27 protein-coding genes and 1 pseudogene are annotated in these 26,620 nt (G+C 71.2%); 14 read left to right on the forward strand and 14 right to left on the reverse strand.

From position 1 onward, the window contains the following. Window positions 1-19 precede the first annotated feature (19 nt). A complete protein-coding gene (locus AB4Y78_RS05220) occupies window positions 20-2,848 on the forward strand; it encodes a DEAD/DEAH box helicase (RefSeq protein WP_441713177.1) in 2,829 nt (942 codons plus the stop codon). 122 nt (window positions 2,849-2,970) lie between these two features. Here AB4Y78_RS05220 and AB4Y78_RS05225 read toward each other — a convergent pair whose 3' ends face one another. Continuing rightward, window positions 2,971-3,906: a 5'-3' exonuclease gene (locus tag AB4Y78_RS05225; RefSeq protein ID WP_007924257.1), complete on the reverse strand. Its 936-nt coding sequence runs from the start codon at window positions 3,904-3,906 to the stop codon at window positions 2,971-2,973. 35 nt (window positions 3,907-3,941) lie between these two features. Here AB4Y78_RS05225 and AB4Y78_RS05230 point away from each other — a divergent pair, with 35 nt between their 5' ends. Genes AB4Y78_RS05230 through AB4Y78_RS05245 form a run of 4 tightly spaced genes read left to right on the forward strand, consistent with a single transcriptional unit; the run spans window position 3,942 to window position 7,213 of the window. Next, the gene (locus AB4Y78_RS05230; RefSeq protein ID WP_007924259.1) at window positions 3,942-4,364 is read left to right on the forward strand and encodes an Lrp/AsnC family transcriptional regulator; all 423 of its coding nucleotides are present in this window, start codon (window positions 3,942-3,944) and stop codon (window positions 4,362-4,364) included. Further along, on the forward strand, window positions 4,361-5,944 hold the full coding sequence (lnt, locus tag AB4Y78_RS05235; protein WP_441736918.1) for an apolipoprotein N-acyltransferase: 1,584 nt from the start codon (window positions 4,361-4,363) through the stop codon (window positions 5,942-5,944). The genes AB4Y78_RS05230 and lnt overlap by 4 nt, the downstream gene beginning before the upstream one ends. Beyond that, complete coding sequence (locus AB4Y78_RS05240) at window positions 5,937-6,725, forward strand: polyprenol monophosphomannose synthase (RefSeq protein ID WP_259908979.1); 789 nt, start codon at window positions 5,937-5,939, stop codon at window positions 6,723-6,725. Before lnt ends, AB4Y78_RS05240 begins: the two co-directional genes overlap by 8 nt. Further along, window positions 6,722-7,213 (forward strand): FxsA family protein, encoded by a 492-nt coding sequence (locus AB4Y78_RS05245; RefSeq protein ID WP_265229424.1) that lies wholly within the window; start codon window positions 6,722-6,724, stop codon window positions 7,211-7,213. The genes AB4Y78_RS05240 and AB4Y78_RS05245 overlap by 4 nt, the downstream gene beginning before the upstream one ends. A 69-nt stretch (window positions 7,214-7,282) precedes the next feature. Here the strand turns inward: AB4Y78_RS05245 and AB4Y78_RS05250 are convergent, their stop codons facing one another. Beyond that, entirely contained in the window at window positions 7,283-7,639 is a 357-nt protein-coding gene (locus AB4Y78_RS05250) for an RNA polymerase-binding protein RbpA (RefSeq protein ID WP_007924267.1), read from the reverse strand. 239 nt (window positions 7,640-7,878) lie between these two features. On the opposite strand from AB4Y78_RS05250, the gene AB4Y78_RS05255 reads away from it, so the two are divergent. Beyond that, complete coding sequence (locus AB4Y78_RS05255; RefSeq protein WP_441713180.1) at window positions 7,879-9,234, forward strand: MFS transporter; 1,356 nt, start codon at window positions 7,879-7,881, stop codon at window positions 9,232-9,234. On the opposite strand, the gene AB4Y78_RS05260 is transcribed toward AB4Y78_RS05255, so the two are convergent. The 5 genes from AB4Y78_RS05260 to arfB all read right to left on the reverse strand — a co-directional run bounded on the left by AB4Y78_RS05260 (window position 9,235) and on the right by arfB (window position 13,967). Further along, on the reverse strand, window positions 9,235-10,587 hold the full coding sequence (locus AB4Y78_RS05260; RefSeq protein ID WP_441713181.1) for a D-alanyl-D-alanine carboxypeptidase family protein: 1,353 nt from the start codon (window positions 10,585-10,587) through the stop codon (window positions 9,235-9,237). A gap of 101 nt (window positions 10,588-10,688) precedes the next feature. Continuing rightward, the gene (locus tag AB4Y78_RS05265; RefSeq protein ID WP_441713182.1) at window positions 10,689-11,456 is read right to left on the reverse strand and encodes an NYN domain-containing protein; all 768 of its coding nucleotides are present in this window, start codon (window positions 11,454-11,456) and stop codon (window positions 10,689-10,691) included. Between the two features lie 95 nt (window positions 11,457-11,551). Next, window positions 11,552-12,034, reverse strand: coding sequence for a universal stress protein (locus AB4Y78_RS05270; protein WP_128277098.1), 483 nt, complete (start codon window positions 12,032-12,034; stop codon window positions 11,552-11,554). A 1-nt stretch (window position 12,035) separates the two neighbouring features. Further along, the gene (locus AB4Y78_RS05275; RefSeq protein WP_007924281.1) at window positions 12,036-13,412 is read right to left on the reverse strand and encodes an APC family permease; all 1,377 of its coding nucleotides are present in this window, start codon (window positions 13,410-13,412) and stop codon (window positions 12,036-12,038) included. A gap of 108 nt (window positions 13,413-13,520) precedes the next feature. Beyond that, window positions 13,521-13,967 (reverse strand): alternative ribosome rescue aminoacyl-tRNA hydrolase ArfB, encoded by a 447-nt coding sequence (arfB, locus tag AB4Y78_RS05280; protein ID WP_259910542.1) that lies wholly within the window; start codon window positions 13,965-13,967, stop codon window positions 13,521-13,523. Here arfB and AB4Y78_RS05285 point away from each other — a divergent pair. The 3 genes from AB4Y78_RS05285 (at window position 13,890) to AB4Y78_RS05295 (ending at window position 16,073) form a co-directional block, all read left to right on the forward strand. Then, window positions 13,890-14,300 carry a VOC family protein gene (locus AB4Y78_RS05285; RefSeq protein WP_441713263.1) on the forward strand — a complete coding sequence of 137 codons (411 nt, stop codon included), beginning with the start codon at window positions 13,890-13,892 and terminating at the stop codon, window positions 14,298-14,300. The genes arfB and AB4Y78_RS05285 overlap by 78 nt on opposite strands. A 17-nt stretch (window positions 14,301-14,317) precedes the next feature. Further along, window positions 14,318-15,358: an FUSC family protein gene (locus tag AB4Y78_RS05290; protein WP_306511938.1), complete on the forward strand. Its 1,041-nt coding sequence runs from the start codon at window positions 14,318-14,320 to the stop codon at window positions 15,356-15,358. Between the two features lie 421 nt (window positions 15,359-15,779). Continuing rightward, a complete protein-coding gene (locus AB4Y78_RS05295; protein WP_259921230.1) occupies window positions 15,780-16,073 on the forward strand; it encodes a hypothetical protein in 294 nt (97 codons plus the stop codon). 114 nt (window positions 16,074-16,187) lie between these two features. On the opposite strand, the gene AB4Y78_RS05300 is transcribed toward AB4Y78_RS05295, so the two are convergent. From AB4Y78_RS05300 to AB4Y78_RS05315, 4 genes are all read right to left on the reverse strand, one after another. After that, a complete protein-coding gene (locus AB4Y78_RS05300) occupies window positions 16,188-16,433 on the reverse strand; it encodes a hypothetical protein (protein ID WP_259921232.1) in 246 nt (81 codons plus the stop codon). A gap of 75 nt (window positions 16,434-16,508) precedes the next feature. Beyond that, window positions 16,509-17,030 (reverse strand): putative immunity protein, encoded by a 522-nt coding sequence (locus AB4Y78_RS05305; RefSeq protein ID WP_441713183.1) that lies wholly within the window; start codon window positions 17,028-17,030, stop codon window positions 16,509-16,511. Further along, a complete protein-coding gene (locus AB4Y78_RS05310; protein WP_441713184.1) occupies window positions 17,027-17,947 on the reverse strand; it encodes a dihydrodipicolinate synthase family protein in 921 nt (306 codons plus the stop codon). Before AB4Y78_RS05310 ends, AB4Y78_RS05305 begins: the two co-directional genes overlap by 4 nt. A 320-nt stretch (window positions 17,948-18,267) precedes the next feature. Further along, window positions 18,268-18,594 carry a single-stranded DNA-binding protein gene (locus AB4Y78_RS05315; protein WP_128277170.1) on the reverse strand — a complete coding sequence of 109 codons (327 nt, stop codon included), beginning with the start codon at window positions 18,592-18,594 and terminating at the stop codon, window positions 18,268-18,270. Window positions 18,595-18,762: 168 nt separating this feature from the next. Between AB4Y78_RS05315 and AB4Y78_RS05320 the strand changes: the two genes are divergently transcribed. The 3 genes from AB4Y78_RS05320 (at window position 18,763) to AB4Y78_RS05330 (ending at window position 21,260) form a co-directional block, all read left to right on the forward strand. Further along, window positions 18,763-20,187 carry an FAD-binding oxidoreductase gene (locus AB4Y78_RS05320; RefSeq protein ID WP_441713185.1) on the forward strand — a complete coding sequence of 475 codons (1,425 nt, stop codon included), beginning with the start codon at window positions 18,763-18,765 and terminating at the stop codon, window positions 20,185-20,187. Window positions 20,188-20,403: 216 nt separating this feature from the next. Beyond that, entirely contained in the window at window positions 20,404-20,730 is a 327-nt protein-coding gene (locus tag AB4Y78_RS05325; RefSeq protein WP_441713186.1) for an SDR family NAD(P)-dependent oxidoreductase, read from the forward strand. Then, window positions 20,679-21,260, forward strand: coding sequence for an SDR family NAD(P)-dependent oxidoreductase (locus AB4Y78_RS05330; RefSeq protein WP_441713187.1), 582 nt, complete (start codon window positions 20,679-20,681; stop codon window positions 21,258-21,260). The genes AB4Y78_RS05325 and AB4Y78_RS05330 overlap by 52 nt, the downstream gene beginning before the upstream one ends. Window positions 21,261-21,430: 170 nt before the next feature. Here AB4Y78_RS05330 and AB4Y78_RS05335 read toward each other — a convergent pair. Both AB4Y78_RS05335 and AB4Y78_RS05340 read right to left on the reverse strand, forming a co-directional pair. Further along, window positions 21,431-21,580: pseudogene (locus AB4Y78_RS05335) on the reverse strand (iron chelate uptake ABC transporter family permease subunit); the annotation flags it as partial. 72 nt (window positions 21,581-21,652) lie between these two features. Then, window positions 21,653-24,016 carry an ATP-binding cassette domain-containing protein gene (locus AB4Y78_RS05340; protein ID WP_441713188.1) on the reverse strand — a complete coding sequence of 788 codons (2,364 nt, stop codon included), beginning with the start codon at window positions 24,014-24,016 and terminating at the stop codon, window positions 21,653-21,655. Window positions 24,017-24,318: 302 nt separating this feature from the next. On the opposite strand from AB4Y78_RS05340, the gene AB4Y78_RS05345 reads away from it, so the two are divergent. Next, a complete protein-coding gene (locus AB4Y78_RS05345; protein ID WP_007928975.1) occupies window positions 24,319-24,768 on the forward strand; it encodes a MarR family winged helix-turn-helix transcriptional regulator in 450 nt (149 codons plus the stop codon). A gap of 35 nt (window positions 24,769-24,803) precedes the next feature. Then, window positions 24,804-26,006 carry an MFS transporter gene (locus AB4Y78_RS05350; protein ID WP_441713264.1) on the forward strand — a complete coding sequence of 401 codons (1,203 nt, stop codon included), beginning with the start codon at window positions 24,804-24,806 and terminating at the stop codon, window positions 26,004-26,006. A 53-nt stretch (window positions 26,007-26,059) separates the two neighbouring features. Here AB4Y78_RS05350 and AB4Y78_RS05355 read toward each other — a convergent pair whose 3' ends face one another. After that, a complete protein-coding gene (locus tag AB4Y78_RS05355; RefSeq protein ID WP_441713189.1) occupies window positions 26,060-26,560 on the reverse strand; it encodes a GNAT family N-acetyltransferase in 501 nt (166 codons plus the stop codon). Between the last annotated feature and the right edge of the window lie 60 nt (window positions 26,561-26,620).

Raw genomic sequence — 26,620 nt, forward strand, 5'->3', positions numbered from 1 at the left:
GCTGGCATAGCGTGGGGGCATGTCCTCGCCCGCCGACCGATATGCCGCCGCCCGCCGTCGCAGCAGGGGCCAGCTGGCCACCTTCGCCGACTCGGTGGGGTTCGAGCTCGACCCCTTCCAGCGCGATGCCTGCGAGGCCGTGGAGGCCGGGCACGGCGTGCTCGTCGCCGCGCCGACCGGCGCGGGCAAGACGATCGTCGGCGAGTTCGCTGTCCACCTGGCGCTGGTCCGGGGGCAGAAGGCCTTCTACACGACGCCGATCAAGGCGCTGAGCAACCAGAAGTACCACGAGCTCGCCGCCCGCCACGGCCACGACAACGTCGGGCTGCTCACCGGCGACACCTCGATCAACGGCGAGGCACCGATCGTCGTCATGACGACCGAGGTCCTGCGCAACATGATCTACGCGGGGTCGACGACCCTCGACACCCTCGCCTTCGTCGTCATGGACGAGGTGCACTACCTCGCCGACCGCTTCCGCGGCGCCGTGTGGGAGGAGGTCATCATCCACCTGCCGCGCTCGGTGCAGGTGATCTCGCTGTCGGCGACGGTGAGCAATGCCGAGGAGTTCGGTGACTGGCTCGCCGAGGTGCGCGGCGGTACCGAGGTCATCGTCTCCGAGGTGCGTCCCGTCCCGCTGTGGCAGCACATGCAGGTGGGTCGCGAGGTCCACGACCTCTTCGTCGACGAGGCCGGCGCCGCCGAGGGTTCGCCGGCCAAGGTCAACCCCGAGCTGCTCGACGCGATCCGCTCGCGGCTGCGCTCCACCGGTGACGAAGGGGGATCCGGTCGCGGTGGTCGAGGTGGGCACGGCCGTGGTGGTCGTGACCGGCGCGGTGGCCGGGACCGTCGCGACGCGCGCGGTCGGGGTGGGCACACCGCGCCGGGTCCGCGTGGCGGGGGAGGTCGCTTCGGTGGCGCCGCGTCGCGCACCGAGGTCATCCGTGAGCTCGACCGCGACGGGCTGCTGCCGGCCATCACCTTCATCTTCAGCCGGGCGGGGTGCGAGGGCGCCGTCGGGCAGCTGCTCGGCAACGACGTGCGCCTGATCTCCGAGCGAGAGGGCGAGCGCAACCGGCGCACGGTCGAGGAGCGGGCCGCGGTGCTCGCGGGGGAGGACCTCGACGTCCTCGGCTACCACCAGTTCGTCGAGGGGCTGTCGCGAGGCTTCGCGGCCCACCACGCTGGGATGCTCCCGCTCTTCCGCGAGGTCGTCGAGGAGCTCTTCACCGCCGGCCGCATCCGGGCGGTCTTCGCCACGGAGACCCTGGCTCTGGGCATCAACATGCCGGCGCGCACGGTCGTGCTCGAAAAGCTGGTGAAGTTCAACGGCGAGTCACACGTGGAGATCACCCCGGCGGAGTACACGCAGCTGACCGGCCGCGCGGGCCGGCGCGGCATCGACGTCGAGGGGCACGCACTCGTCGTGTGGTCGCGGGGGATGGACCCGATGGCTGTGGCCGGGCTGGCCCAGACCCGCACCTACCCGCTGCGCTCGAGCTTCCGCCCGACGTACAACATGGCGGTCAACCTCGTCGCCCAGGTGGGGCGGCAGACGGCCAAGGAGGTGCTCGAGACCTCCTTCGCGCAGTTCCAGGCAGACCGGGCGGTTGTCGGGCTGGCGACCCAGGTCCGTGACCAGCAGGAGTCGCTGCAGGCCTACGCCGAGGCGATGCACTGCCACGTCGGTGACTTCCGCGAGTACGCCGCGCTGCGGCGACGCATCACCGATCTCGAGAAGGAGGGCTCGCGCAAGCGCAGTGCCAACCGGCGGGCGGAGATCGCCGTGTCGCTCGAGGAGCTGCGGGTCGGTGACATCGTCCGGCTCGGCGGCCGACGCGCCGGCCTGGCGGTCGTCATCGCCCCGCCACGCTCGTACAAGGGGGAGTCGAGCGCACCGACGGTGCTCACCGAGGGCAAGCAGGTGCGACGCCTCACCGCCGCCGACCTCGACCGGCCGCTGGCCCCCTTCGGCCGTCTGGCGATCCCGAAGGGATTCAACCCCAAGTCGGCCAAGCAGCGGTCCGACCTCGCGGCGACGCTGCGGATCAAGGCGCCGCACGAGGACGCGCCGAGCGTGCGGCGGGAGGCCGTCGAGACGGCGAAGGGGGAGGACGAGCGGATCGAGCAGCTGCGCCGCGAGCTCAAGGCACACCCCTGCCACCAGTGCCCCGAGCGCGAGGAGCACGCCCGTTGGGCCGCGCGGTGGTGGAAGCTCAAGCGCGAGACCTCCGCGCTGCAGCGCAAGGTCGAGCTGCGCACCAACTCGGTGGCGCAGACCTTCGAGCGCATCTGCACGGTGCTCGTCGGCCTGGGGTACCTCGGTGAGGACGGCGAGAGCGTCACCGACCTCGGCACCCGACTTCGGCGGCTGTACACCGAAAAGGACCTGCTCACCGCCGAGTGCCTGCGCGGGGGCGCGTGGACGCGGCTGGACCCGGCCGAGCTCGCGGCGGTCGTGTCGATGCTCGTGCACGAGCCCCGACGCGACGAGCACGACGCCTTCCCGCGGATGCCCACGGACGGCGTGGCCGACGCCTGGCAGGACATGGTGCGCCGCTGGAGCGAGCTCGAGGAGCTCGAGGGCGCGCACGCCCTGCAGCAGACCGGCGAGCCGGACGGTGGGCTGGCGTGGGCGGTGCACCGGTGGGCCAGCGGCCGGCGCCTCGACGAGGTGCTCTCGGGCTCGGACCTGACCGCGGGCGACTTCGTCCGGCGGTGCAAGCAGGTCGTCGACCTGCTCGACCAGATCGGAGACGCGGCCCCGCAGCCGCACCTGCGCGGCGTGGCCCGCACGGCCGTCGACAAGGTGATGCGGGGGGTTGTCGCCGCCGACCGCCTCGACTGACCCCGTCCCCACCCCGCATTTCCCTAGGCAAATCACCAGGCTGGCGGTCATTTCCCTAGGGAAATACGGGGCCTGTGCGCATTTCCCTAGGGAAATGCGGGAGTCCGTGGTCGCGGGTGGGGTCAGCCGCGCAGGGCGGTCGCCACCCGGTCGAAGGGGGAGGTGAGACCGTGCTCGACGGCGAGCCGGCTCATCGCGGCTGGATCGACGATGTCGCGGGGGAGGCGGATGTCGCCGTCGCCCACTGGGACGTCGTGCGCGACGCGCACGACGAGCGGCGCGACGTCGAGGTAGTCGCTCGCGGCCTCGAGGTTGGCCCGTCGAGCGCCCTTGATCCGCGGGTCGCCGGCGGCCAGGGCCTCGCGGACCCCGGCCAGGCTGCCGAAGTCGGCGATGAGCGCGGCCGCGGTCTTGTCCCCGATGCCCTTGACTCCGGGCAGGCCGTCGCTCGTGTCACCTCGCAGGGCGGCCATGTCGGCGTAGGCGTCGCCGGATGCCACGGCGTACTTCTCCCGGAGGAAGGCCTGCGTCACGAGGTCGGGGTCGCGCACCCCACCGCGTGCGGTGTAGACGACCCGGGTGGCCGAGGCGTCGTCGACGAGCTGGAAGAGGTCGCGGTCACCGGTGACCACGTCGACGGGCATGACCCCGCGGTAGCGCATGCCGTAGGTGCCGATGACGTCGTCCGCCTCGTAGCCCGCCGCGCCGACCCGGGCGATGCCGATGGCTGCGAGCGCCTCGGCGATGACGGGTACCTGGGGGCTCAGCTCGTCGGGCACCTCCTCGCCCTCGGCGGGGTCCTCGGCGACGCGGTGGGCCTTGTACGTCGGGATCGCGTCGACGCGCCACTGCGGACGCCAGTCGTCGTCCCAGCAGGCGACGACGTGGCTCGGGCGGTAGCGGGTGACGAGGGTGGCGATCATGTCGAGGAAGCCGGCGATCGCGTTGGTCGGCAGCCCCGACGGGCCGGGCGTGCGTGCGGGCACCCCGTAGAAGGCCCGGAAGTACAGCGAGGCGGAGTCGAGCAGGAGCAGACGGTCACCAGCTGGATCGGACATGCCCCGACCCTATGTCCCTGACCTATGGTTTACCCATGGAAGCCGCTGACCGACGCATCATCGAGCTCCTGCGCGGCGACGGGCGGATGAGTTACACCGACCTGGGCAAGGCCGTCGGGCTCTCCACCTCAGCCGTCCACCAGCGGGTGCGGCGCCTCGAGGAGCGCGGCGTCATCACCGGGTACGCCGCGACGATCGACCCGACCGCGCTCGGCACCCCGCTGACGGCCTTCGTCTCCGTCGCCCCGCTCGACCCCCGCGACCCTGACGACATCCCCGAGCGGCTGCGCGACATCCCCGAGATCGACGCCTGCTACTCGGTGGCGGGCGATGCCAACTACCTGCTCCGGGTCCGCGTCGGCACCCCCCAGGACCTCGAGGAGCTCCTGGCGCGGGTCCGCAGCGAGGGCGGCGTCTCGACGCGCACGACGATCGTCCTCACCACACCGTGGGAGTGACCCTCAGCCGCCTGCCCGTCCGGCTGCTGCTCGCCCTCGTCGGCGGCCTGTGCCTGTGGCTGGCCTTCCCCGACCACGACCTGGGCTACCTCGCGATCGTCGGCGTCGCCCTCGTCGGCATCGCGCTGTGGGATGTCACGGCCCGGGTCGGCTTCCTCCTCGGGCTCGTCGCGGGCCTGGCCTGCTTCGTCCCGACCCTCAGCTGGTCGGGGATCTTCGTCGGCAAGTTCCCGTGGTTCGCCCTGGCGACCTTCGAGGCGCTCTACGTGGCCCTCATGGGGGCCGTGCTCGCGGCGGTGCAGCGCCCGCTGCTGCGGGCCGGGCACCAGCTGATCGCCGCCCTCCTCGTCCCCGTGCTGTGGGTCCTGCAGGAGTGGATGCGCGGCACGCTGCCCTACGGCGGCTTTCCGTGGGCCCGCATCGCCTTCGCGCAGGCGGAGACCCCCTTCGCCCGCTGGGCAGCGATCGGCGGGGCGCCGCTCGTCACTGCCGCCGTCGCCCTCGTCGCGGTCCCGCTCGTGCTCGTGGTCGTCACCCGGCGACCGCCTGTGGTCGCGCTCGCCATCGCCGTGGTGGCCGTCGTCGGCACCGCTCTCGTCCCGATCCCCACGAGCGGTGACGCGACGGCCCGGGTCGGCCTCGTGCAGGGCAACGTGCCGCGCGCCGGTCTGGACTTCAACGCGGAGCGGCGCCAGGTCCTCGCCAACCACGTCACCGGGACGGAGGCGCTGGCCGCCCGCCACGACGACCTCGACGTGGTCATCTGGCCGGAAAACTCCTCCGACATCGACCCGCTGCGCAATGCCGACGCCGCCGAGCAGGTCCAGCGTGCCCTCGACGCCACGGACACTCCGCTCATCATGGGGGCGATCATCGACGAGCCGGCGCCGGCCGTCTCCAATGCCTCGCTGTACTACCGGCCCGGCGGCGGCGAGCCCGAGCGGTACGTCAAGCAGCACCCCGTCCCCTTCGCCGAGTACGTCCCGCACCGTGACTTCTACCGGCTCTTCAGCGACAAGGTGGACCTCGTGCGCGTCGGCTTCGCCAAGGGAGACCGCAATGCCGCCTTCACCGTCCCGGGCCGCGAGGGTGACTTCTCCGCGGTGCCCACGATCTGCTTCGAGGTGGCCTACGACGGTCTGATGCGCTCGGCCGTGCGCGAGGCCGACGCGAAGGGGGACCCCAGCCTCCTCGTGGTGCAGACCAACAACGCCACCTTCGGCTACACCGCGGAGTCGACCCAGCAGTACGCGATCTCGCGGATCCGGGCCATCGAGCACGGGCGCAGCGTCGCCCACGTGTCGACCGTCGGGGTCTCCGGATTCGTCCACCCCGACGGCAGCACCACCCCGACGACCGACCTCTTCACCGCGGCGCAGCCCGTCGAGGACGTCGTCCTGCGCAGCGGGCTAACGATCTCCGACCGGCTCGGTCCCTGGGTCGAGTGGGGGAGTGCCCTGTTGCTCGCCCTCGCCGTGGCGTGGCGCCTGCGCCACCGCCCCGAGGGTAGGGTCGAGGACCAGCCCCCGTCCGATGACGAGCCGTCCGACCAGACCGAGGAAGCCTCCGCAGGTGCCTGACTCCACCCCCGTGCAGCGTCCGCCGATCGAGCGGGTCGCCGTGCTGATCCCCACGTACAACGAGCGCGACAACCTCCCGCGCATCGTCGAGCGGACCCGCGCCGCGGTCCCGAGTGCCGACGTCGTCGTCCTCGACGACAACTCGCCGGACGGCACCGGTGACGTGGCCGACGCCATGGCCGCGGCCGACCCCCAGGTCAAGGTGCTGCACCGCAAGGGCAAGGAGGGGCTCGGCGCCGCCTACCTCGCCGGCTTCGCCTGGGCACTGGAGCACGGCTACGACGCAGTGGTCGAGATGGATGCCGACGGGTCGCACCGCCCCGAGCACCTGCCGCAGATGCTGGCGGAGGCCGCCGACGCCGACCTCGTCATCGGTTCGCGCTACGTCCTCGGCGGCAAGATCGTCAACTGGCCGCTGGACCGCAAGGCGATCAGCATGGCCGGCAACCTCTACATCAAGCTGATCCTGGGCATGCCGGTCAACGACGCGACCGCCGGCTACCGCGTCTACCGCGCCGACACCCTGCGCACGATCGGCCTCGACGAGGTCGAGAGCGCCGGCTACGTCTTCCAGACCGATCTGACGGTGCGCACCGTCCGGGCTGGGCTCAAGGTCGTCGAGTTCCCGATCACCTTCATCGAGCGGGAGATCGGCGACTCCAAGATGGACGGCGACGTCGTGCGCGAGTCCATGGCCCGGATCACCGGCTGGGGCATCGCGCACCGCAAGGGCCAGGTGCGCCGTCTCCTCGACCGCGAGCCCACCTGGCACCGGCTGTGATCCACGGGCCGACGCCGCGCCGCCGCCGTCGGGTGGCGTGGATCCCGCTCGCTCTGATCGTGTGGGCGATCGTCGAGATCGCTGCGCTCATCGCGGTCGGCCGCTGGATCGGCTTCTGGCCGACCCTGCTGCTCGTCATCGCCCTCTCGGCCCTCGGTGCGTGGTTGCTCCGACGCGAAGGACGGCGTACGGCCACCGCGCTGCGCACGACCCTGCGCAGCGGGCAGATGCCCAGCCGCGAGATCGCCGACGCGATCCTCGTCTTCGTCGGTGGGCTGCTGCTCACCTTCCCGGGCTTCGTCTCCGACGTCGTCGGGCTGGTCTTCGTCCTGCCCTTCACCCGTCCGATCGCGCGCATCGGGCTGGAGGCCGTCGTCGCCCGCAAGCTGCTCGCAGTCGGCCTCGACGTCGCTCCGGGGGAGGCGCGGGTGCGGCGCACCCGCGACCACGACGGAGACGTCGTCGAGGGCGAGATCGTCGACGACTGAGGCGGGACACAGACGAAGGGGGCCGCCGCACCGATCCGGTGCGGCGGCCCCCTTCGTCATCCGCGTGGGTCAGGCGGAGCGCTTGCGCGGCTTCTCGCCACGCTTGGCGCGCAGCAGCGCCAGACGCTCCTCGAGGAGTTCCTCGAGCTCGGGGATCGAGCGACGCTCGAGCAGCATGTCCCAGTGGGTGCGCACGTGCTTCGCCGGCTTGATCTCCGGCTCGGGGCCGTCAACGAGCTTGCCGAGCTTGCCGCAGCGGCACTCCCAGGTGCCGGGGATGTCGGCCTCGACCGAAAAGGGCAGCTCCGTCTTGTGGCCGTCGTCGCAGACGTAGGCCGTGATCTGACGGTCGCTGGGCACGACGTTGTCCGTCGTCTCCATGCTGAAACTGACCATGCGCGTACCGCGCAGCGTGCGCTCTGCCATGTGGCTGTCTCCTGGTGTCTCTCTCGATGTCTGCGCCCCTGCGCACAGACCTCTCATGTCGTGTCAACGCCGTGGGTGCGTCTCGTGTTCCTGCCACACGCGTCCTTGCGGTGCAGTGGCCCCTCCAGCCCGCCGCCACGCACCGGACCGTCAGGGTCGTGCGGGGCAGGATCTGGGGCGACCCCACAGGATAGCGCGTCCTACCGTCCGAGCGCACATCGACGAGATAGCCTCACCTCGTGACTGATGTGACCACGCCTCCGGGGCCGACCACCGCGCTGCGCGCCGAGCCCCAGGGCGGGTGGCGACGGATCCTCGGCTGGGCCATGTGGGACTGGGGCTCGCAGCCCTTCAACACGGTCATCACGACCTTCGTCTTTGCCGTCTACCTGACGAGCGAGAGCTTCGGGTCGACCAACACCACGTCGACGGCCCTGGCCGTCTCGACGGTTGTCAGCGGACTGCTCGTCGCCCTGCTCGCGCCCGTGCTGGGGCAGAACTCCGACCGCTCGGGCAAGGGAGTGCGCAACCTGCGGCTGCAGACCTGGCTGCTGGCGGCGCTGTCGGCCTCGCTCTTCTTCGTCATGCCCGAGCCCGGCTACCTCGTGCTCGGTCTGGTGCTCCTCGGCGCCGGCTCGATCGTCTCCGAGATCGCCAGCGTCAACTACAACGCCTCGATCGAGCAGGTGGCCTCGCCCCGCAACGTCGGCCGGGTGTCCGGCTTCGGCTGGGGGATGGGCTACCTCGGCGGCATCCTCGTGCTCCTGCTCCTGTACTTCCTCTTCATCCAGCCCGAGGTGGGCCTCTTCGGCGTGAGCGACGAGGGCGCGATCGACATCCGCGTCTCGATGCTCGTCTGCGGTTTGTGGATCCTGCTCTTCACCCTGCCGACCTTCGCGGTGCTGCGTGACGCGCCCAAGGAGCCGGGTCCGCGGGTCGGCGTGGTTGCGTCCTACAAGCTCGTGTGGGCCTCCCTTCGCCGGCTGTGGGGGCAGTCCCGGCACACGGTCTACTTCCTCGGTGCCTCCGCGCTCTTCCGCGACGGCCTGGCCGGCGTCTTCGCCTTCGGCGCGGTGCTCGCCGCCGGGACCTTCGAGCTGACGGCCGGCGAGGTCATCATCTTCGGTGCGGTCGCCAACATCGTGGCGGGCATCGCGACGATGCTCTTCGGTCTGCTCGACGACGTCCTGGGACCCAAGCGGGTCATCCTCATCTCGCTCGTCTCGCTCGTCGCCATCGGGATGGCGATCTTCGTCCTCCACGACGGGGGCAAGATGGTCTTCTGGACCCTCGGGCTGACGATGACGGCCTTCGTCGGGCCGGCCCAGGCCGCCTCCCGCAGCTTCCTGGCCAGGGTGATCCCCGAGGGGCAGGGCGGTGAGATCTTCGGTCTCTACGCGACGACCGGGCGGGTGGTGTCCTTCCTGTCCCCGGCGGCCTTCGGCCTCTTCATCTGGATCGGGTCGCTCGTGACGGGCCAGGACAACACGCAGTACTGGGGCATCCTCGGTATCGCCCTCGTCCTCGCGGCGGGACTGGCTGTGCTCGTCCCGGTGAAGACCCCGCAGGCACAGGTGGGGTCACAGGCCGGCTGATCAGCCGGCGAACTCCCAGTGCCACGGCTCGGGGAGGCTGCCACCGGCCGCGGCCCACGAGGGGTGGAACCAGCCGTAGAGCGGCGCGTTCTGCTGCATCCAGGCGTGTGCCGGGTGACCGAAGTTGTTGATGCCGCCGCACAGGTCGAGCGCTTTGCCCAGACCGTGGTTGCTCGTGCCGGGGGCCGCGGCCCAGCCACCGCGGTTCTGCTTGGTGACGACCTGCTCCGCGTACGAGCGGTAGCTGTCGGTGACGCACAGCAGGTTGCCCGTGTCGCGCTGGTAGGCCTTGCTCATCGCGTTGAAGGCCGCCGCCGCCTTGGGCCGCAGCGACTCACCCGGAGCGCCGAGCAGCGGGCAGAGGGCACTCGGCGGGATTTGGCCGTTGGGGTAGGTCTCGGTGTTGGTCGAGCAGGGCTTGGCGTCCTCGAACTCGCTGATGTCCTGCCCGAGGTCCTCGAGCGCGCCCGTCAGCCGGTCGCTGGCGCCCTGGGCCCGGGAGTCCGGCTGGCCGATGAGCGCGTTGACGATCGGGCCGGCCTTCTTCAGCTCGTCGGCGTGCTTGCGGCGCAGCGCGGCCAGCTCGGTCTTGCGCTCCGTGAGGACCTTGTCGGCGCGGGCCTTGGCCCGGTCGGCGCGCTTCTTCGCCGCGGAGGCCCGAGCGAGGGCCTTGTCCTTCTTCTTCGTCAGGGACGTCTGCGTGACGGTGTCCTCACGGACGAGGTCGACGGTGCGGATGCGCTCGTCGGTGAGGTAGGAGAGGTCACCCGCCGAGTTGCCCGAGGTCTGCGAGCCGCCGGTGATGGTGCCAAACATCGTCATCGTGTCGGTGTAGCCACCACCCTGCGTGTAGGTGTCGAAGGCCCAACTGCGCAGGTCCTTGCGCCCCTTCGACAGCCGTGACCTGTAGGCGTCGAGGTCCTTCTGCGCCTGGTCGGCCTCGCTCTTGGCGTCGTCGTACTCCTCCTGCGCCTTCGCCTTCTTCTGCAGCAGCGAGTTGGCCTTCTTGGAGTAGGACCTGAGCGACTTCACCGCAGCGGCGATGTCCTTGTTGTCCTTGAGCAGGTCGGCCGCCAGGGCGTCGGCCTCGGCGATCTGGCTGTCGAGGTCCTCGCCACCGAGCGGGGTGTCGTTGTTGTCACCCTGCGGGGAGGTCGTGTCCTCGGTCCACGCGACGCTCGGGCTCGTGCCGCCGGTGCTGGAGGGGGAGGAGGAGGGGGCCGGCGTCGTCGACGGGGTCACCGGGTCGGTGGGCTCGGCGGATGCCGAGGGCGCCAGGGCCAGACCTGTGGCGCAGCCCAGCGCGAGCACGGCCCGGACGGTCGCGGTGGGGCGACGGGTGGCACGACGCATCGAATGACTCTCCTGACGACAAGCAGACCGGCGACATCCTAGGCCGGAAGTGGGCGCGGGTATACGCCACCGTGACCGGCGACGCAGCCCGACGCGGCGGGTCAGTCCCCCTTCGAGCGGCCGGAGTTGCGGCGCGACCGCAGGCGAACCTGCCGCAGCGAACCTTCCGCGCGGGTCTCGAGGTACGGCTGCTCGTCGACGAGGGTCGACAGCTTCTGGTGGCCGAACGCGCGCGGGTCGAAGTCGGCGTGGGCGCGGCTCAGGTGCTGCCCGACGGTGCCCAGGGTGCTCCACCCGTCGTCACCGGAGGTGGCGTTGACCGCCTTGGTGAGCGCCGACTGGAGGTTGACGCTCGACTCGGGGGAGTCGCCCTTCGGCTCGGGCCGGCTGCTGTCGTCGGGGTCGGCCTCGTCCTCTCGGGCCTGCTCCTGGAGCAGCTCGAGGAAGACGAACTGGTCGACGGCCCGGCGCAGCGACTCGGGGGTCTTGCGCAGACCGAGGCCGTAGACCCGCTTGCCCGACTCCCGCAGCCGGGTGGCCAGACGGGTGAAGTCGGAGTCGGACGAGACGAGGGCGAAGGCCTCGACGTTGCCCTGCCACAGCAGGTCCATGGCATCGATGATCAGCGCGGAGTCGGTCGAGTTCTTGCCCGTCGTGTAGGCGAACTGCTGGACCGGCTGGATCGCATTGCGGTGCAGCTCGGGCTTCCACCCGCCGAGCTGGGTCGTCGTCCAGTCGCCGTAGGCGCGCTTGACGGTGGGCGTGCCGTAGGTGGCGAGCTCCTCGAGCACCGCGCCGATGTGCTTGGCCGAGACGTTGTCGCAGTCGATGAGGACGGCGATGCGGGTCGTGGTGCGGGGGTCGTCCATGACCGCAACCTATCGCGTGGCCCCTCGGCCGAAGGGGGAGGACCGCGGGGGTGCGAGGCGACCTGCCGGTCCCGACGGCCACCGCGGTCCGCAGATCAGGACCGCTTCCTGCTGCGCCGCGGGCGCGGGACCGGTCGCACGACGAGGACCGGGCACGGAGCGGTCGCCTGGACCCGCTGCGCGGTGCTGCCGATGAGGATGGTGTCGCTCAGACCGCGGCTGCCGCTCGCCAGGACGATGAGCTCCATCCCGGACACCTTGGCCGCCCGGTTGATCTCCGTGGACGGTGTCCCGCTACGGACCCGGGTCCGCACCTGCGTGGTCTCCGACCAGTCGTCGAACTCCGCGGCGATGACGGCCACGGCGGCCTCGGCCTCGGCCTTGAAGGAGCTGCCCGTCAGGGCCCGTGGCGCCTTGGCGTCGGGGGAGATCTCGTCGACGAAGGAGACGCTCGCCAGGGGCCGGGTGACGGCGAGGACGAGGATCTGCTCGACCTTGCTCGGGTCGGCGAAGGACTTGAAGTGCCGGGCGGCCCGCAGGGACTGGCGGGAACCGTCGGTCGCGATGAGCACGTGCATGTCAGCTCTCCAGATCGGTCGTGGGGGTGCCGCCGCCGAGCACTCGCTCAGCGATGAAGAGGACGACGCCGACACCAAGCAGTGCCGCGCAGTACAGGAGCGATCCCGGGTCGTCGTAGATGACGTAGCCGAGGATGAGGAAGTTGGCGACGACACCGATCCCGAGCAGGACCCGTGGCGCCCTGAAGGTCTCGTCGGTGCGGTCGTGGCGATCCAGCTTGACGGCCGAGACGATGACGAGGGCGTAGATCAGCAGGGTGAAGACGACGGTGACATTCGCCAGCTGGGCCAGGTCAGCCCCCGAGACGAGCAGCGCAGCGATGACGATGACGGAGAAGAGGATCGCCAGCCAGGGCACCTGCCGGCTGCTCACCTTGGCGAAGGGGGCCGGGACCACGTCCTCGCGGGCCATGCCGTAGAGGATGCGCGACTCGGTCACGAGGCAGACGAGGCAGGTGTTGGTGATGGCCACCATCGCGATGATCGCGAAGATGATCGTCAGCACGGCGACGGAGAGCGGCAGGATCCCCGTCTTGACCACCTCGAGCAGGGCGGCATCGGACTCGGCGAGCTGCTGGATGGGGACGGTGATCGCGGCCGTCACGGCGATGAGGACGTAGAGGACGCCGGCCGTGGCCATGCCACCGATGAGCGCTCGGGGGAAGTCGCGGCGAGGGTTGCGCGTCTCCTCGGCGAGGTTGGCCGCGTTTTCGAAGCCGGTCATCGCGAAGAAGGCGAGGGCGACGCCGGCGAGCAGGCCGAGCGCAGGGTTGCTGTCGGTCGAGAACTCGGTGATCCGTCCGAAGTCCACCTTGCCCTGGGCCGTCGCGACGACGCCGATGACGAGCACGATGACCAGGCCGGTGACCTCGACGAAGGTCATGATCATGTTGGCGACGACCGACTCGGTGATCCCGATGAAGTTGATGATCGCCAGGGCGACGATGAAGCCCAGGGCGACGACCAGCGCGGGCGCCGCCTCCCACACCTCGCCGAAGTACTGGGCGAATCCGGTCGCGAGGGAGCCCGCCGCCGCATAGCTCGCGGACAACATGCAGAAGGTGATGAAGAAGGTCAGCGTCTTGTTCTTGAAGGCCTTGTTGACGTAGAGCGCTGCACCCGCCGCCTGCGGGTACTTCGTCACCAGCTCCGCATAGGCGAGCCCGGTGATCGTCGCGACCGTGACACCGACGGCGAAGGCTGCCCAGAAGGCGCCGCCGACCGCGCCGGCGACGAGTCCGATGAGGACGTAGATGCCGGACCCGAGGACGTCACCGAGCACGTAGAAGTAGAGGAGGCGGCCGCTGACACCTTGCTTCAGCTCGGAGTCGGCGTTGAGCTCGGACGACCCTTCGGGGTTGGCTGTGTCGACGGACATCGGGGTCCTTCCCGCCCGGGCGCGCCGCGGGTGCGGCGCGTGTGTCCCGTGAGCCAGATCACACCGAACGAGGCGTCGTGTCAAACGGAGGGTCGACGCAGCGTGTCGTCAGTCGTCGCCGGACGGGCGCGAGCGAGCCCGCTTGATCTCGCCCCGTCGCGACTTGGCGGCGAGCCGGCGGCGCTGCGATCCGCGGGTGGGTTTCGTGGCCCGACGCGAAGGGGGAGGCGGTGCCAGGGCCTCGCGCAGCAGCGCGGCCATCCGCTCACGTGCGGCGCTGCGGTTGCGTCGCTGCGCACGGTGCTCCGAGGCGTCGACCGTGAGGGTCGTGCCCACGAGCCGGGGTGACAGGCGGGCCAGAGCGCGCTCCCGCTGACGCTCGGTGAGCGATGTCGTCGTGGCGAGGTCGAGGGAGAGCTGGACGCGGGAGTCGGTCGTGTTGACCCCCTGACCGCCGGGTCCACCGGCCCGGCTGAACTGCTCGGTGAGCTCGCCGGCGGGCACGACGAGCCCGTCGGGGACCCCGGGCCCTGGAGGCACGCGCAGCTCGCTCATGACCTCAGGGTCTCACCCGGACGCAGCAGCGGTGTCGAAGTTGTCGGCAGGGGAGTGGGGGAGTCCGGCACCGCTCTCTTCCCAGCGGGCCCGAGCGACGTCGCGATCTGCTTCCGCCGGCGTGACGACGTGCGTCGAGTGCTCGGCCGTGCTCACTTCGACCTGACCAGCGCCACTGCGACAGAGCAGGACTCGAGTGTTGCGCTGGCCCTGGAAGCTCGGCGCGGCGCACAACGGTGTCGGCAGCGCCCCGAGGAGGGGCACGTCGTGCCCGCCCACCCGGAGGGCAACGAGTTCTCGGTGGACAGCCTGCCCGCAGACGGCTGGCGCTGACCGCCTAACGTGAGGTCATGCGTCTGACCGCCGCCGTGCGCGCCTCCGCACGGGACCCCCTGCTGCAGGTCGTCAAGACCGTGCTCGCCACGATCGTGGCGTGGGTCGTCTGCGACCTGCTCATCCCGGACGGGCCGCCCCCGGTCTTCGGAGCCATCGCGGCAATGCTCGTCGTCCAGCCCAGCCTCAACCAGTCCTTGGCGAAGGGGGTGGAGCGCAGCGTCGGCGTCGTGGCCGGGGTCCTCTTGGCCACCGGGATGGGTGTCGTGCTGGGGACGTCGGCGTGGGTGGTGCTGCTCGCGGTGACCGCCGCCTTCGGCCTGTCGTGGGCGCTGCGACTGACCACGGGCTCGGGCATCCAGATCGCGATCAGCGCCTTGCTCGTGCTCACCCTCGGGGCATCGACCCCCGACTACGCCTTCATCCGCATCGTCGAGACGATGATCGGTGCGGTCATCGGCATCGTCATCCACCTGCTCCTCGTCCCGCCGGTCGCGTTGGCCCCGGCGCGGACGGCCCTGGACCTCCTCGGGGTGGAGACGGCCGAGGCGATGGAGCGCCTCGCCGATGCGCTCGTGTCGAAGAAGACCCGGCCGGGGCGCATCCTGCTCATCGTCGATGCGCGGAGGCTGAGCCCCCTTCGCGACGAGGCCCTGGAGACCATCGAGGCGGCCGCCGACTCGCTCACGCTCAACCCGCGCGCGGCGCGCTACCGCGGTGAGCTCGAGGCGATGCGAGAGACGCTCGACCTGCTGTCGCGGATCGGGACCCAGGTGCGGGGGATGACGCGGGCCTACGTCGACCACTACGACGAAGGGGTGCGCGAGGAACCGCTCGTCCCCGGCATCGCCGAGGAGTTGCTGCGAGCGGCCCACGACACCCGGATGAAGCTCCACCTGGCGGTACCCACCGCGGCCGGTGGGCTCGACGACACGGCTCCGGCGCTCACCGAGCCGCTCGACACCAGTGCGCCGCAGGGCATGAGGTGGATCCTCATCGGTTCGCTCATGGAGGACCTCCGACGGATCCGGCACGAGCTGGGCGCCCAGAGCGGGTGACCAGGGGAGACAGGTCGCCGGTGCTGTGGCGTCTGCTGTCGCGAAGACCTCGCCTGTCCCGGGCAGCGCGTGGAGGGAGACCGGGGAGTGGGTCTGCGTCCGCGACCAGGTGAAGTCGATGCCGCGCGCGCCCTTCGGGAGCACGGTGACGGTGCGCCACTGCCAGGGGACATCACCTTCCTTCGCGGGGAAGTGGGTGGCGACGACACACGGCGCGAGGCGGCCGCTCCTCGCACTGCGAAATGACATAATGTGGATTATCGGCGTTGCCGACGACGGGGCCAGCCGTAGTTTCCGGCTCACCCCATCGATCAGCACGCAGGAGCTACATGGGCCAGGTCGTCGACGTCACGCCCGTGTCCACCGGGGGCCTCTAGAGCTCTCCTGTCACTGACGCGCTCGCCACCGGCGACTGCCCGGTATGAGCGTCGGGGCCGCGGCAGTCATCGGCTGCCGCGTCGTCTACTTCTACCGGCTCCTCGGCGTCGTGCTCTTCGAGCCGGCGCAGCGTGGCCTCGTGGCGCTCGACCGTGAGGTCCGGGACCACCACATGCAGGTGCGCAGGATCCACGCGATGGCGCTGGTGTCGGAGAACTCCACGCGCAGACGGGCCGTGCGCGGTCCTCGACGACGTCGACCACCTCTCCCCCCGCCGGTGTCGATGTCCAGCGCAGAGTCGGCGCCGGCGCGCTCGGACCAGAGCAATCTGACATAACTCCATGGAGGCGTTGCTCGGTTGCCCGCCCCTCGAGCCAGCCGAAGCCCCAGCCCGTGACGTCGGCGGCGACCGATTCGGCGCCGAGGACGTCGAAGGAGGCCGCGCGGGCGATCAGTACCCGTCGGGCGTGAAGTCGACCTGCGTCGGCGGGGCCAGGGCCTCCTTGGAGACCACGCGCCGGGCGGAGGTGTAGAGCTTCATGACGGCGTCGGGGTCGTGGGCACGGCCCCGCATGACGGCGGTGAGGACGACAGCAGCCTCGGCCTCCATCGTGCGTCCGTGACTGCGCGCCACCTCACTCAGTCGGGTCTCGACGTCGGAGCCGAAGTCGTGGATCTCGGGTGTCATCTGGATCACATCCCTTCCTCGATCAAGGTACCGCGGTGCCGGGTCCACGTCACGTGAGCAACGCTGCTCAGCGGTGGTCGTGTCTCAGGCCGACACGTCGAAGACCGACCAGCAGAGGTCGTTGCGTCGGGCCATGTCCTCCAGGACGAGCGCTCGGACCTCGTCGGGGATCCGGTCCCGCTGCCAGGCGGCCTCCGTACGCCTGCCGGCCGCTCCCCCGCGCCGGCGCGCCCCCGCCTGCGCGGCCTTGATCGCGTAGGCGGCCGCCCCGAGGTCGTGCTCGGCGACGTGGCCCACGCAGGCCGCCTGGCCGGCCGCGTAGGCGGCGAAGCGCGCGGCTCCGGTCAGCGGTCGCGCAGCGCCCATGGCGTGACCTCCGAGCGCCCGCGCGGCCATCATCGGCATCTCCCCTGCCGCCCAGGCTCGTGCTGCGGCGATCGCCTCGCGGGGTCGTCGGTCCGCAGGGGCCGCTGTCTCGAAGTGCGGGAGCACGTGCTCGGCGCAGTCCGCAGCCCACAGGGCCAGCATCTGGTGGTGCTCGTCGGTGAGCGTCCCGCCACGCCGCACGGTGATCATGCGGGGGTCGCGGACCGGGGGCAGGATCACGGCTCGACCAGGCCCTGCTCACGCAGGGAGGTCAGCGCCGCCCGCACGTCGGCGCGACCCCCTTCGTCCAGCGGCAGCACCGGTCGCGGCAGGTTGGGGCCGCGGACGAGGCTCAGCTGCTCGGCGAGGGCCGAGACCACTCGGTAGCTCCCGTGGGCGCTGAAGAGGCGCCACAGCGGGTCGAGCTGGCGGGACAGGTGCTGTGCCTGTGCGGCGTCGTCGGCGGTCACGGCGTCGACGATCGCGCGGCAGGGCCCCGGCAGCGTCCCCGCGAGGACGCTGTACCAGGCATCGCACCCGGCGACGAGGGCATCGGCCGCCGCCTGGTCGCCACTGGTGCCGATCGCCACCTCGGGCGCGAGGTGGGAGCGAAGGGAGTCCACCCGCGCCCTGGTCGCCTCGACTCCCCCGGTCACGGGCGGGATCTTGATCGCGGCGACGTGCGTCAACTCGCTGATCCGACCGTGCAGCTCGTCGCCGAAGTTCACGTGGGTCGTGCTGGGGTTGTCGTAGACGACGACGGGCACGGAGCTCGCCGCATCGACGTCGGCGAAGAGCTCGTAGACCTCGTCGTCCGTCAGGGCCTGGTAGGTCATCGGCGCGAGCAGCACCCCTGTGGCGCCGGCCGTCTGGGCATCGTCGAGGTGCCGCAGCACCTCGCGCGTCCGGACGTGGCCGATGCCGGCGATGACCGGGACCCCGCCGGCGGCGGAAGCCGCGAGTTCGACGACCCGCCGCCGCTCCGCGCGGTCGAGGTAGGCGTAGCTGCCCGTCGAGCCCAGGGCGGTGATGCTGTCGACTCCCGCCGTCGCGACTCGCTCGACGATGCCGACGAAGGCCGCCTCGTCGACGGCGTCCTGGGCGATGGGTGTGAGGGGGAAGGCGCTCAGGCCCCGCAGGCCGGGTGCAGTCATCATGGCCCCACTCCATCATCCGGATCGGCCCAGAGCGAGAGGACCGCGCGTACGGCGGGGCTGCCGTGGGCACTGGCTCGCCACGCGGCACGGACCTCCCGTCGGGGCGCGGCGTCGAGGTCGCGGATGAGGACGCCGTCGGGGACCTCGGGGCGCGCGAGTCGTGGCCAACGTCGCGCCCGGGCTCACCGGCCGGCTGATCGACGCCGTGGACGCCGGCGACCGTCGGCGGCGGTCAGGCTTCCGCTCGTCAAGGGCTGGCTCACCCGCTGCGATGTGCTCGACGTGCGAGTCGCGGTGGTCGACGGGCCATCCGGCCTGACTCACCGTCGGTCCCTGACGAGACGTCGGACCTCGACCTCGTAGCGGCTGGCCGCTCCGGCCGGGGTGCGGAAGAAGCGGCGCCGCAGACTCCCTTCGACCCGCACGCGGGTGCCGTCCTCCAGGCGTGCCGCCGCACGCCTGGCCGACGCCGACCAGCAGGCGCAGTCGATCGTGTCCACCGGCTGCCCGTCATCTCTCGCGACGACCACCCGCAGCGTCACGAGCTCGTCGCCGCTCGGCAGCGTCCGGCTCGCCGGTGGCCCGCTCACCCGACCGGTGATCTCGACCCGGTTGACCTCCGTCGTGCGCTCCGCCGTCGTGCCCATCACGTCTGCTCCCTGTCGTCGGTGTGGCTCCTACCCTCTCCGCCCGAGCCCTCGACCGGCGGGCCGGCGATGGACCTGTGGACAGTGCGTGGTCGCGCCGAGAGGGTGGTGACATCACGGTTCGGTATACGGCCCAACCACCCCTGTCGGGCACACGTCTGCCGGGACATGGAGATCACACGCCGCACCGTCCTCGGCGCGGGGGCAGCACTCCCCCTCATCGCCGCACCCGCCCGCGCCGGAGCCGCCACGACGAGCGGCCCGAGCCCACGCGACTGGGCCGAGCTCGACTCGGCGCTGCGCGGCAGCATCGCCAGACCGGGGTCGTCGAGCTACAGCAGCCGGGTCCCCCTCTTCGACCCCCGCTGGGACTTCCGCCGACCGGCTGCCGTGGCTCGCGTCCTGTCGACTCGTGACGTGGCCACGTGCGTGACCTTCGCCCGTGACCACGGGCTCCGCGTCACCGGTCGCTCCGGCGGGCACTCCTACGTCGGTGCGTCGGCGACCTCCGGGTCGCTCGTCGTCGACACGCGGAGCCTGCGCAATGTCGTCCTCCGATCCGGTGACACCCAGACGATCGTGGGCGCCGGTGCCGGCCTGTACTCCGTCCACGCCGCACTGGCCCAGCGAGGCCGCTCGATCCCCACCGGCACCTGTCCCACCGTCGGGACCGCAGGGCTCACCCTGGCCGGGGGGCTCGGGGTCGACAGCCGCCGCTACGGCCTGACCGCCGACCGCCTCGTCGGCGCCACGGTCGTCGACGGCCGCGGCCGCATCCACGAGGTCGACGCCTCGCTCGAGTCGGACCTGTACTGGGCGCTCCGGGGCGGTGGTTCCGGCGTCGGGCTCGTCACCATGCTCACCTATCGGACGGTCCCCGCCGCCTCGATGGGCTTCTTCTCGCTGTCCTTCCCGGCGTCCTCCGCCGCCACCGTGCTGCGCCGCTGGCCCGAATGGCTGGCCACCCAGCCCAGGGACACCTGGGCCAATGCGCACGTCGACGTCTCCGGGTCGTCGCTGTCGGTGCGCATCTTCGGCGTCTGTCCACCAGGCAGGCAGGACGCCCGGGCCGCGTCCCTGCGCCAGGGCATCGGCATCACCCCGACCCGGACGAGCACGACCTCGCGCTCCCACCTCGAGGCAGTGAAGTACCTCGGCGGTGGCTCGACGACGCCACGGACCCGGTGTGCGGCCGGGTCCGACATCATCGCCCGGATGACGACCGGGACAGCCGACGCCATCGTCTCCGCCATGCGATCGGCCGGCTCGCGGGGGCTGGCCGCCGCCGCGATCCTCGACCCGCTCGACGGAGCGGTGAGCTCCCCGTCGACGGGGGCCACCCCCTTCCCCTGGCGCTCGCACACCGCGAGCGTGCAGTGGTACGTCGGCCTCCCCTCGTCCGCGACCTCGAGCAGCTATGCCGCCGCGCACGACTGGATCGGGCTGGCGCACGAGCGGCTCGGTGGGCGCAGCGTCGGTGGCTACATCGGCTATCTCGAGTCCGGACGGACCCGCCGTGACTACCTCGCCGACAACGCCACCCGCCACACGCAGGTGAGCGCGGCGTACGACCCCGACGGCGTCATCCTCTGACGCTGACCCGACCCGACCCGCCCCGGGAGCGCCGGGCCCGGTGGGATCCGGTCCCCCGGAGACGCGCGGACGTGCCATCGTGGATCGAGGCGCGCACGACGCGTGGGTGTGCTCCGACCACACCGACCCAGGAGACCTTGTGACGACCCATCCCCGGACGGGCACGACGACAGTCGCCCGCCCCATCGAGCACGGCACGATCCGAGCGGCGCGGCGATGAGCGCCGAGACGCACCGATGGCCTGCCGGCGCCGTCGTCACCGGCGCCGGCCGCGGCCTGGGGCGGCAGATCGCCGGCCTTCTCGTGGAGCGGGGCTACCGGGTGCTCGTCACCGACCTCGACGAGGCGGCGGCGCAGCAGGTGGCGCGCGAGCTCGGCGAGCGAGCGACGGCTCTCGCGCTCGACGTCCGTGACGACGCGGCCGTGCGTGCCGCGCGCGATCGGATCATCGCCGTCGCCGTCGACTGGACGTCTGGGTCAACAACGCCGGCGTGCTCTTCACCGGCCCCGCGTGGGAGCACGACGAGCAGCAGCGCCGCCTGATGATCGAGGTGAATGCGATCGGGACGATGAACGGCACGCTGGCCGCCGTCGAGTCGATGCGTGCCGACGGCGGTGGCCAGGTCATCAACATCGCCTCGCTCGCCGGCCTCACCGCCGTGCCCGGCGAGGGGGTCTACGCCGCCTCGAAGCACGCCGTCATGGGGTTCAGCCTGAGCACCATGGCCGACCTGCGGGCAGCCAAGGTCAAGGACGTGCACATCTCGTGCATCTGCCCCGACGGCATCTGGACGCCGATGCTCCACGACAAGCTCGACGACCCCGGCGCCGCGCTCTCCTTCTCCGGCAAGCTGCTGCAGCCCCACGAGGTCGTGTCCGCGGTGGGCAAGGTCCTCGAGGAGCCGCGGCTGGTCACCACCCTGCCCGGGTGGCGCGGGGCGGTCGTGCGGTTCGGCGACCTCTTCCCGGCTCTCGGGCTGGCCCTGACGCCCTTCGTCGTGCGGCAGGGCGAGCGAACCCAGCGCCGGATGCGCAAGGCGCAGCAGGGCCGCCGGCGGATCGGCTGGCGCTGACCCAGGCGCGAGCGCCACGTTGACCTCCTCCCCGTCGAGCACGAGCGCACGCTCGTCCTTGACGACGGACAGCGAGCTGACCTTCGGGTCGCCGACGACGTCGACGAGGGTCGTGGCCACCAGGGCTCCGGCCATGGCGAAGGGGATGCTGCTGGCGTCGACGTGGCGGCGACGAGCGAGAAGCCGACGACCATGGCGACGTAGGCCCCGGCGTTGACCCCGAGGAGCCCGGGGTCGGCGAGCGGGTTGCGGGTGATCCCCTGCATGAGCGCGCCCGCGATGCCCATCGCGGCACCCACGGTGAGCACGAGCAGGGTGCGCGGGAGACGTGACCCCCCGGATGATCTGGGCGTTGGTGCTGCCGTCGTCGTGCCACGGGGCCGCCACGCGACCTAACCCTCGTGGCCCACGTAGGCCGCCAGGTGCGTGGCGGTGAGGGTCTCCCCCTTCGCCACGAGGTCGGCAGGCGTCCCCTCGAAGACCACCCGGCCCCCGTCGTGACCGGCGCCGGGCCCCAGGTCGATGATCCAGTCGGCGTGGGCCATGACGGCCTGGTGGTGCTCGATGACGATGACCGACTTGCCCGAGTCGACGAGGCGGTCGAGCAGCGCGAGCAGGTTGTCGACGTCGGCCAGGTGCAGGCCGGTCGTCGGCTCGTCGAGGACGTAGACCTCGCCCTTGTCGCCCATGTGCACGGCGAGCTTGAGCCGCTGGCGCTCGCCACCGGAGAGGGCCGTGAGCGGCTGGCCGAGGGTGAGGTAGCCCAGACCCACGTCGACGAGACGAGTGAGGATCCTGTGCGCGGCCGGCAAGGAGGCCGGGCCATCCTTGGCGAAGAAGGCCTGCGCCTCGGTCATCGACATCTCGAGCACGTCCGCGATGTTCTTGCCGGCGAGCTCGTACTCGAGCACCGCCTCCTGGAAGCGGCGCCCCTCGCAGTCCTCGCACGGTGACTCGACCGTGGCCATGACCCCGAGCTCGGTGAAGATCACGCCCGCGCCGTTGCACGTCGGGCAGGCGCCCTCGGAGTTGGAGCTGAAGAGCGCCGGCTTGACCCCGTTGGCCTTGGCGAAGGCCTTGCGCACCGGCTCGAGCAGCCCCGTGTACGTCGCGGGGTTGCTGCGGCGCGAGCCCTTGACCGCCGACTGGTCGACGACGACGACCTCGTCACGGTGGTCGAGCCCCGAGTGGATGAGCGAGCTCTTGCCCGACCCGGCGACGCCCGTCACCGCGACGAGCACCCCGGTCGGGATGTCGACGTCGACGTCCTGGAGGTTGTGGGTGCTGGCCCCGCGGATCTCCAGCGCCCCCGTGGCGGAGCGGACCTCGTCCTTGAGCGCGACGCGGTGGTCGAGGTGGCGCCCGGTGAGGGTGTCGCTGGCCCGCAGCTCGTCGACGGTGCCCTCGAAGACGATCTCGCCCCCCTTCGACCCCGCCATGGGGCCGAGGTCGACGGCGTGGTCGGCGATGGCGATCGTCTCGGGCTTGTGCTCGACGACGAGCACGGTGTTGCCCTTGTCTCGCAGCCGCAGGAGCAGGTCGTTCATCCGGTCGATGTCGTGCGGGTGCAGACCGATCGTCGGCTCGTCGAAGACATAGGTGACGTCGGTGAGCGAGGAGCCGAGGTGGCGGATCATCTTGGCCCGCTGGGCCTCGCCGCCCGACAGCGTGCCGGCGGGACGGTCCAAGGAGAGGTAGCCCAGGCCGATCTCGGTGAAGGAGTCGAGCAGGTGCTGCAAGCCGGCGAGCAGCGGCCCGAAGCCAGGCTCGTCGAGCTCGCGCACCCAGGCCGCCAGGTCGTTGATCTGCATCGAGCACAGGTCGGCGATGCTCTTGCCCTCGATCTTCGACGCGCGCGCCTCCGGCGTCAGGCGAGTGCCCTCGCACTCCGGGCAGGTCTGGAAGGTCACGGCCCGCTCGACGAAACGGCGCACGTGCGGCTGCATCGCCTCCGGGTCCTTGGAGAGCATCGACTTCTGGATCTTGGGGATGATCCCCTCGAAGGTGAGGTTGACGCCCTCGACCTTGATCTTCGTCGGTTCGCTCCACAGCATCGTCTCGAGCTGCTTCTTCGTGAAGTCCTTGATCGGTGTGTCCATCGGCAGACCCATGCCGGCGAAGAGGCGGCCGTACCAGCCGTCCATCGAGTAGCCGGGGACGGTCAGGGCCCCGTCCTCGAGCGTCTTGGTGTCGTCGTAGAGGGCCGTGAGGTCGATGTCGCTCACCTGCCCCATGCCCTCGCAGCGCGGGCACATGCCGCCGAGGTAGACCGCCTGCTTGACCGTCTTGCGCTCGGTGTGGGTCCCCTTGTCGGTCGTCATCGACCCGCTCGCCTTGCGCGTGGGGACGTTGAAGGAGAAGGCAGTCGGCGGGCCGACGTGCGGCTGGCCGAGCCGCGAGTAAAGGATGCGGAGCATGGCGTTGGCGTCGGTCGCCGTGCCCACCGTCGAGCGCGGGTTGGCCCCCATGCGCTCCTGGTCGACGATGATCGCCGTCGTCAGCCCCTCGAGGTGGTCGACGTCGGGCCGCGCCAGCGAGGGCATGAAGCCCTGGAGGAAGGCGCTGTAGGTCTCGTCGATGAGCCGGCGCGACTCGGAGGCGATCGTCCCGAAGACGAGCGAGCTCTTGCCCGAGCCCGAGACCCCGGTGAAGACCGTCAGCCGCCGCTTGGGCAGGTCGACGCTCACGTCCTTGAGGTTGTTTTCCCTCGCTCCCTGCACCCGGATGAGGTCGTGGCTGTCGGCGGCGTGCGGCATGGGTGCTCCAGACGATGGGGTCGAGGCGGGTCTGCTTGAGCAAAGCAGATGCTGGCCACATGTCGCATCCGGCCCCGCACGGCCTCCTCGTGCTGCACACTCTGGGCGTCCTCGGTCATGCGAGTGCCGGCGCCATCGCGGCACGTGACCGATCGCGGCCGGGCGATGGGAGAGCGAGACCTCGCCGCCGAGCTGGACTCGGCTTCCCGCTCGGGAGCGACGACCCCACCGGCTGAGTCCCACCGATCCTCCGCTGGACGACCACTTGCGATAGATAGGAGTCCTATGTAACGTGGCGGGACGTGCCCGACGACTCCATCGACCAGACCGCGAGCGACCTCGTCACCTATGCCGCCCGTCTCGTCCGCGCCTCGCGCCAGCACATCCACCGCACTCCCCCCGCCGGCATCCGCGTCCTGTCGCTCGTCGACGAGCACGGCCCCACCGGCATCGGACGACTCGCCGAGCTCGACCGCACCTCCCAGCCGACGATGTCCGGGGCCGTCGCGACGCTCGTCGAGCGCGGCTGGGTCACCAAGGAGCCCGACCCGTCCGACGCCCGCGCCACGAGGGTCACCCTCACCGACGCCGGACGCCGCGCGCTCGCGGTCGTCCGCGAGCGCAGCGCCACCACCGTCTCCCGGGTCATCCGGGAGCACCCCACCCTGACCCCCGAGGACCTCGCGACCGCCGTCACGGTGCTGCGCGCGGTGCTGGAGGCCAGCTCGTCCCAGCAGGAAGGTCAGCAGTGACAACCCCCGCAGTACCCGCCGAGACCACCCCGTCGATGTGGAAGCAGCCGCGCGCCGTGTGGGCCGTCGCCTTCGCGTGCGTCATCGCCTTCATGGGCATCGGCCTCGTCGACCCGATCCTCAAGCCGATCGCCGACGAGCTCGGCGCCACCCCGAGCGAGACCTCGCTCCTCTTCACCAGCTACATGGCGATCATGGGCGTGGCGATGCTCGTCGCCGGCTTCATCTCCTCGCGCATCGGCGCCAAGCGCACCCTCATCGCCGGCCTGACCCTGATCATCGTCTTCTCCGCGCTCGCCGGGATGTCCGACAGCATCGGGGCGATCGTCGGCTTCCGCGCCGGCTGGGGCCTGGGCAACGCGCTCTTCGTCGCCACGGCCCTGTCGACGATCGTCGTCGCCTCCGCCGGAAGTGTCGGCCAGGCGGTGATCTTCTTCGAGGCCGCCCTGGGCCTGGGCATCGCCGTCGGCCCGATCGTCGGCGGTCAGCTCGGCTCGATCTCCTGGCGGGCCCCATTCTTCGGGGTCGCGGTCCTCATGGTCGTGGCCGTGGTCGTGACCTCCTTCCTCCTGCCGCCCACTCCCCCGTCGGGCCACAGGACCTCGCTCGCCGCGCCGCTGAGGGCGCTGCGTCACCCGGGTCTGCTCACCGTCGCCCTCACCGCGCTCTTCTACAACATGGGCTTCTTCACCCTGCTCGCCTTCACCCCCTTCCCCCTCGACATGACCGCCTCGCAGGTGGGGTGGGTCTTCTTCGGCTGGGGCGTGCTCCTCGCCATCACCTCGGTCAAGACCGCCCCGTGGCTGCAGCGCCGCTTCGGCACGATCCCCTCGATCATCGGCGCCCTGACGCTCTTCGGCCTCGACCTGGCGATGATGGCGCTGCTCGTCGACTCCAAGGCGGCGCTGGTCATCGGTGTCGTCCTCGCCGGTGCCTTCCTCGGGGTCAACAACACCCTCATCACGGAGGCCGTCATGGGCTCGGCGCCCGTCGAGCGACCGGTGGCCTCGTCGGCCTACTCCTTCGTGCGCTTCGCCGGCGGTGCCGTGGCCCCGTGGGCCGCCGGACGACTCGGCGAGGAGGTCGGCATGAGCGCCCCCTACTGGATGGCGACGGTGGCCGTCCTCATCGGCGTCGGCATCTTCGTCTACGGCTCGCGCTACCTGCGCGGCGAGCAGACGCCCGCTGCGCACAGCCCGGCCGAAGGGGAGGCCGTCCTCGTCGGCGACGCGGACTGAGCGGCCCTTCGAGACGGTCGCTTCGCGACCTCCTCAGGGATCGGGGAGGGCAACTACCCCAGGTCGAGGAACATCACGTGCAGCCCGACGGGGCCGTGCTCCGGGTGGTCGAAGGCCCCCGGGACGGTACCGATGACAGCGAAGCCGAGCGAGCGCCACAGCCCCACCGCACGGTCGTTGGTCTCGACCACGGCATTGAACTGGATGCCGGCGTAAGCCTGCTCGCGCGCCCACCCGATGACGTGCTCGCCGAGCGCCCGGCCCACTCCCCTGGTCCCGGCCTCCGGGTCGACCATGAAGGACGCGGTGGCGATGTGCGACCCGCGTCCGGGCCGGTTGGGCCCCATCTTCGCCGAGCCGATGACCCGGTCACCCGACTCGGCGACGACGGTCCGGCCGGGCGCCGCCTCCATCCACAACGCGTGCGCCTGGGGGGACGTGAGCCCCTCCGGGTAGGCGTAGGTCCGCCCGTCGTCGACGATGCGGGCCCAGAAGGGGAAGATCTGCGACCAGTCCTCGTCGGTGGCCGCGCGGATCGTCAGGTCGCTGCTCACCGGGTCAGCATCGCACCCGGGAGCGTGGCAGGCTTCGCGGGTATCGCAACGACGCGACGA

Origin of the sequence: Janibacter sp. RAF52 (assembly GCF_052114035.1) — a bacterium.
Lineage (GTDB): Bacteria > Actinomycetota > Actinomycetes > Actinomycetales > Dermatophilaceae > Janibacter > Janibacter hoylei.

Excerpts from the sequence above, each read along its gene's own strand:
- AB4Y78_RS05320 (WP_441713185.1), top strand. The coding sequence starts at position 18,763 with ATGGAGATCACACGCCGCACCGTCCTCGGCGCGGGGGCAGCACTCCCC.
- AB4Y78_RS05310 (WP_441713184.1), bottom strand. The coding sequence starts at position 17,947 with ATGATGACTGCACCCGGCCTGCGGGGCCTGAGCGCCTTCCCCCTCACA.
- AB4Y78_RS05295 (WP_259921230.1), top strand. The coding sequence starts at position 15,780 with ATGAGCGTCGGGGCCGCGGCAGTCATCGGCTGCCGCGTCGTCTACTTC.
- AB4Y78_RS05230 (WP_007924259.1), top strand. The coding sequence starts at position 3,942 with ATGGAAGCCGCTGACCGACGCATCATCGAGCTCCTGCGCGGCGACGGG.
- AB4Y78_RS05260 (WP_441713181.1), bottom strand. The coding sequence starts at position 10,587 with ATGCGTCGTGCCACCCGTCGCCCCACCGCGACCGTCCGGGCCGTGCTC.
- AB4Y78_RS05265 (WP_441713182.1), bottom strand. The coding sequence starts at position 11,456 with ATGGACGACCCCCGCACCACGACCCGCATCGCCGTCCTCATCGACTGC.
- AB4Y78_RS05350 (WP_441713264.1), top strand. The coding sequence starts at position 24,804 with ATGTGGAAGCAGCCGCGCGCCGTGTGGGCCGTCGCCTTCGCGTGCGTC.
- AB4Y78_RS05270 (WP_128277098.1), bottom strand. The coding sequence starts at position 12,034 with ATGCACGTGCTCATCGCGACCGACGGTTCCCGCCAGTCCCTGCGGGCC.
- AB4Y78_RS05275 (WP_007924281.1), bottom strand. The coding sequence starts at position 13,412 with ATGTCCGTCGACACAGCCAACCCCGAAGGGTCGTCCGAGCTCAACGCC.
- AB4Y78_RS05315 (WP_128277170.1), bottom strand. The coding sequence starts at position 18,594 with ATGGGCACGACGGCGGAGCGCACGACGGAGGTCAACCGGGTCGAGATC.
- arfB (WP_259910542.1), bottom strand. The coding sequence starts at position 13,967 with ATGAGCGAGCTGCGCGTGCCTCCAGGGCCCGGGGTCCCCGACGGGCTC.
- AB4Y78_RS05250 (WP_007924267.1), bottom strand. The coding sequence starts at position 7,639 with ATGGCAGAGCGCACGCTGCGCGGTACGCGCATGGTCAGTTTCAGCATG.
- AB4Y78_RS05325 (WP_441713186.1), top strand. The coding sequence starts at position 20,404 with ATGAGCGCCGAGACGCACCGATGGCCTGCCGGCGCCGTCGTCACCGGC.
- AB4Y78_RS05290 (WP_306511938.1), top strand. The coding sequence starts at position 14,318 with ATGCGTCTGACCGCCGCCGTGCGCGCCTCCGCACGGGACCCCCTGCTG.
- AB4Y78_RS05225 (WP_007924257.1), bottom strand. The coding sequence starts at position 3,906 with ATGTCCGATCCAGCTGGTGACCGTCTGCTCCTGCTCGACTCCGCCTCG.
- AB4Y78_RS05340 (WP_441713188.1), bottom strand. The coding sequence starts at position 24,016 with ATGCCGCACGCCGCCGACAGCCACGACCTCATCCGGGTGCAGGGAGCG.
- AB4Y78_RS05220 (WP_441713177.1), top strand. The coding sequence starts at position 20 with ATGTCCTCGCCCGCCGACCGATATGCCGCCGCCCGCCGTCGCAGCAGG.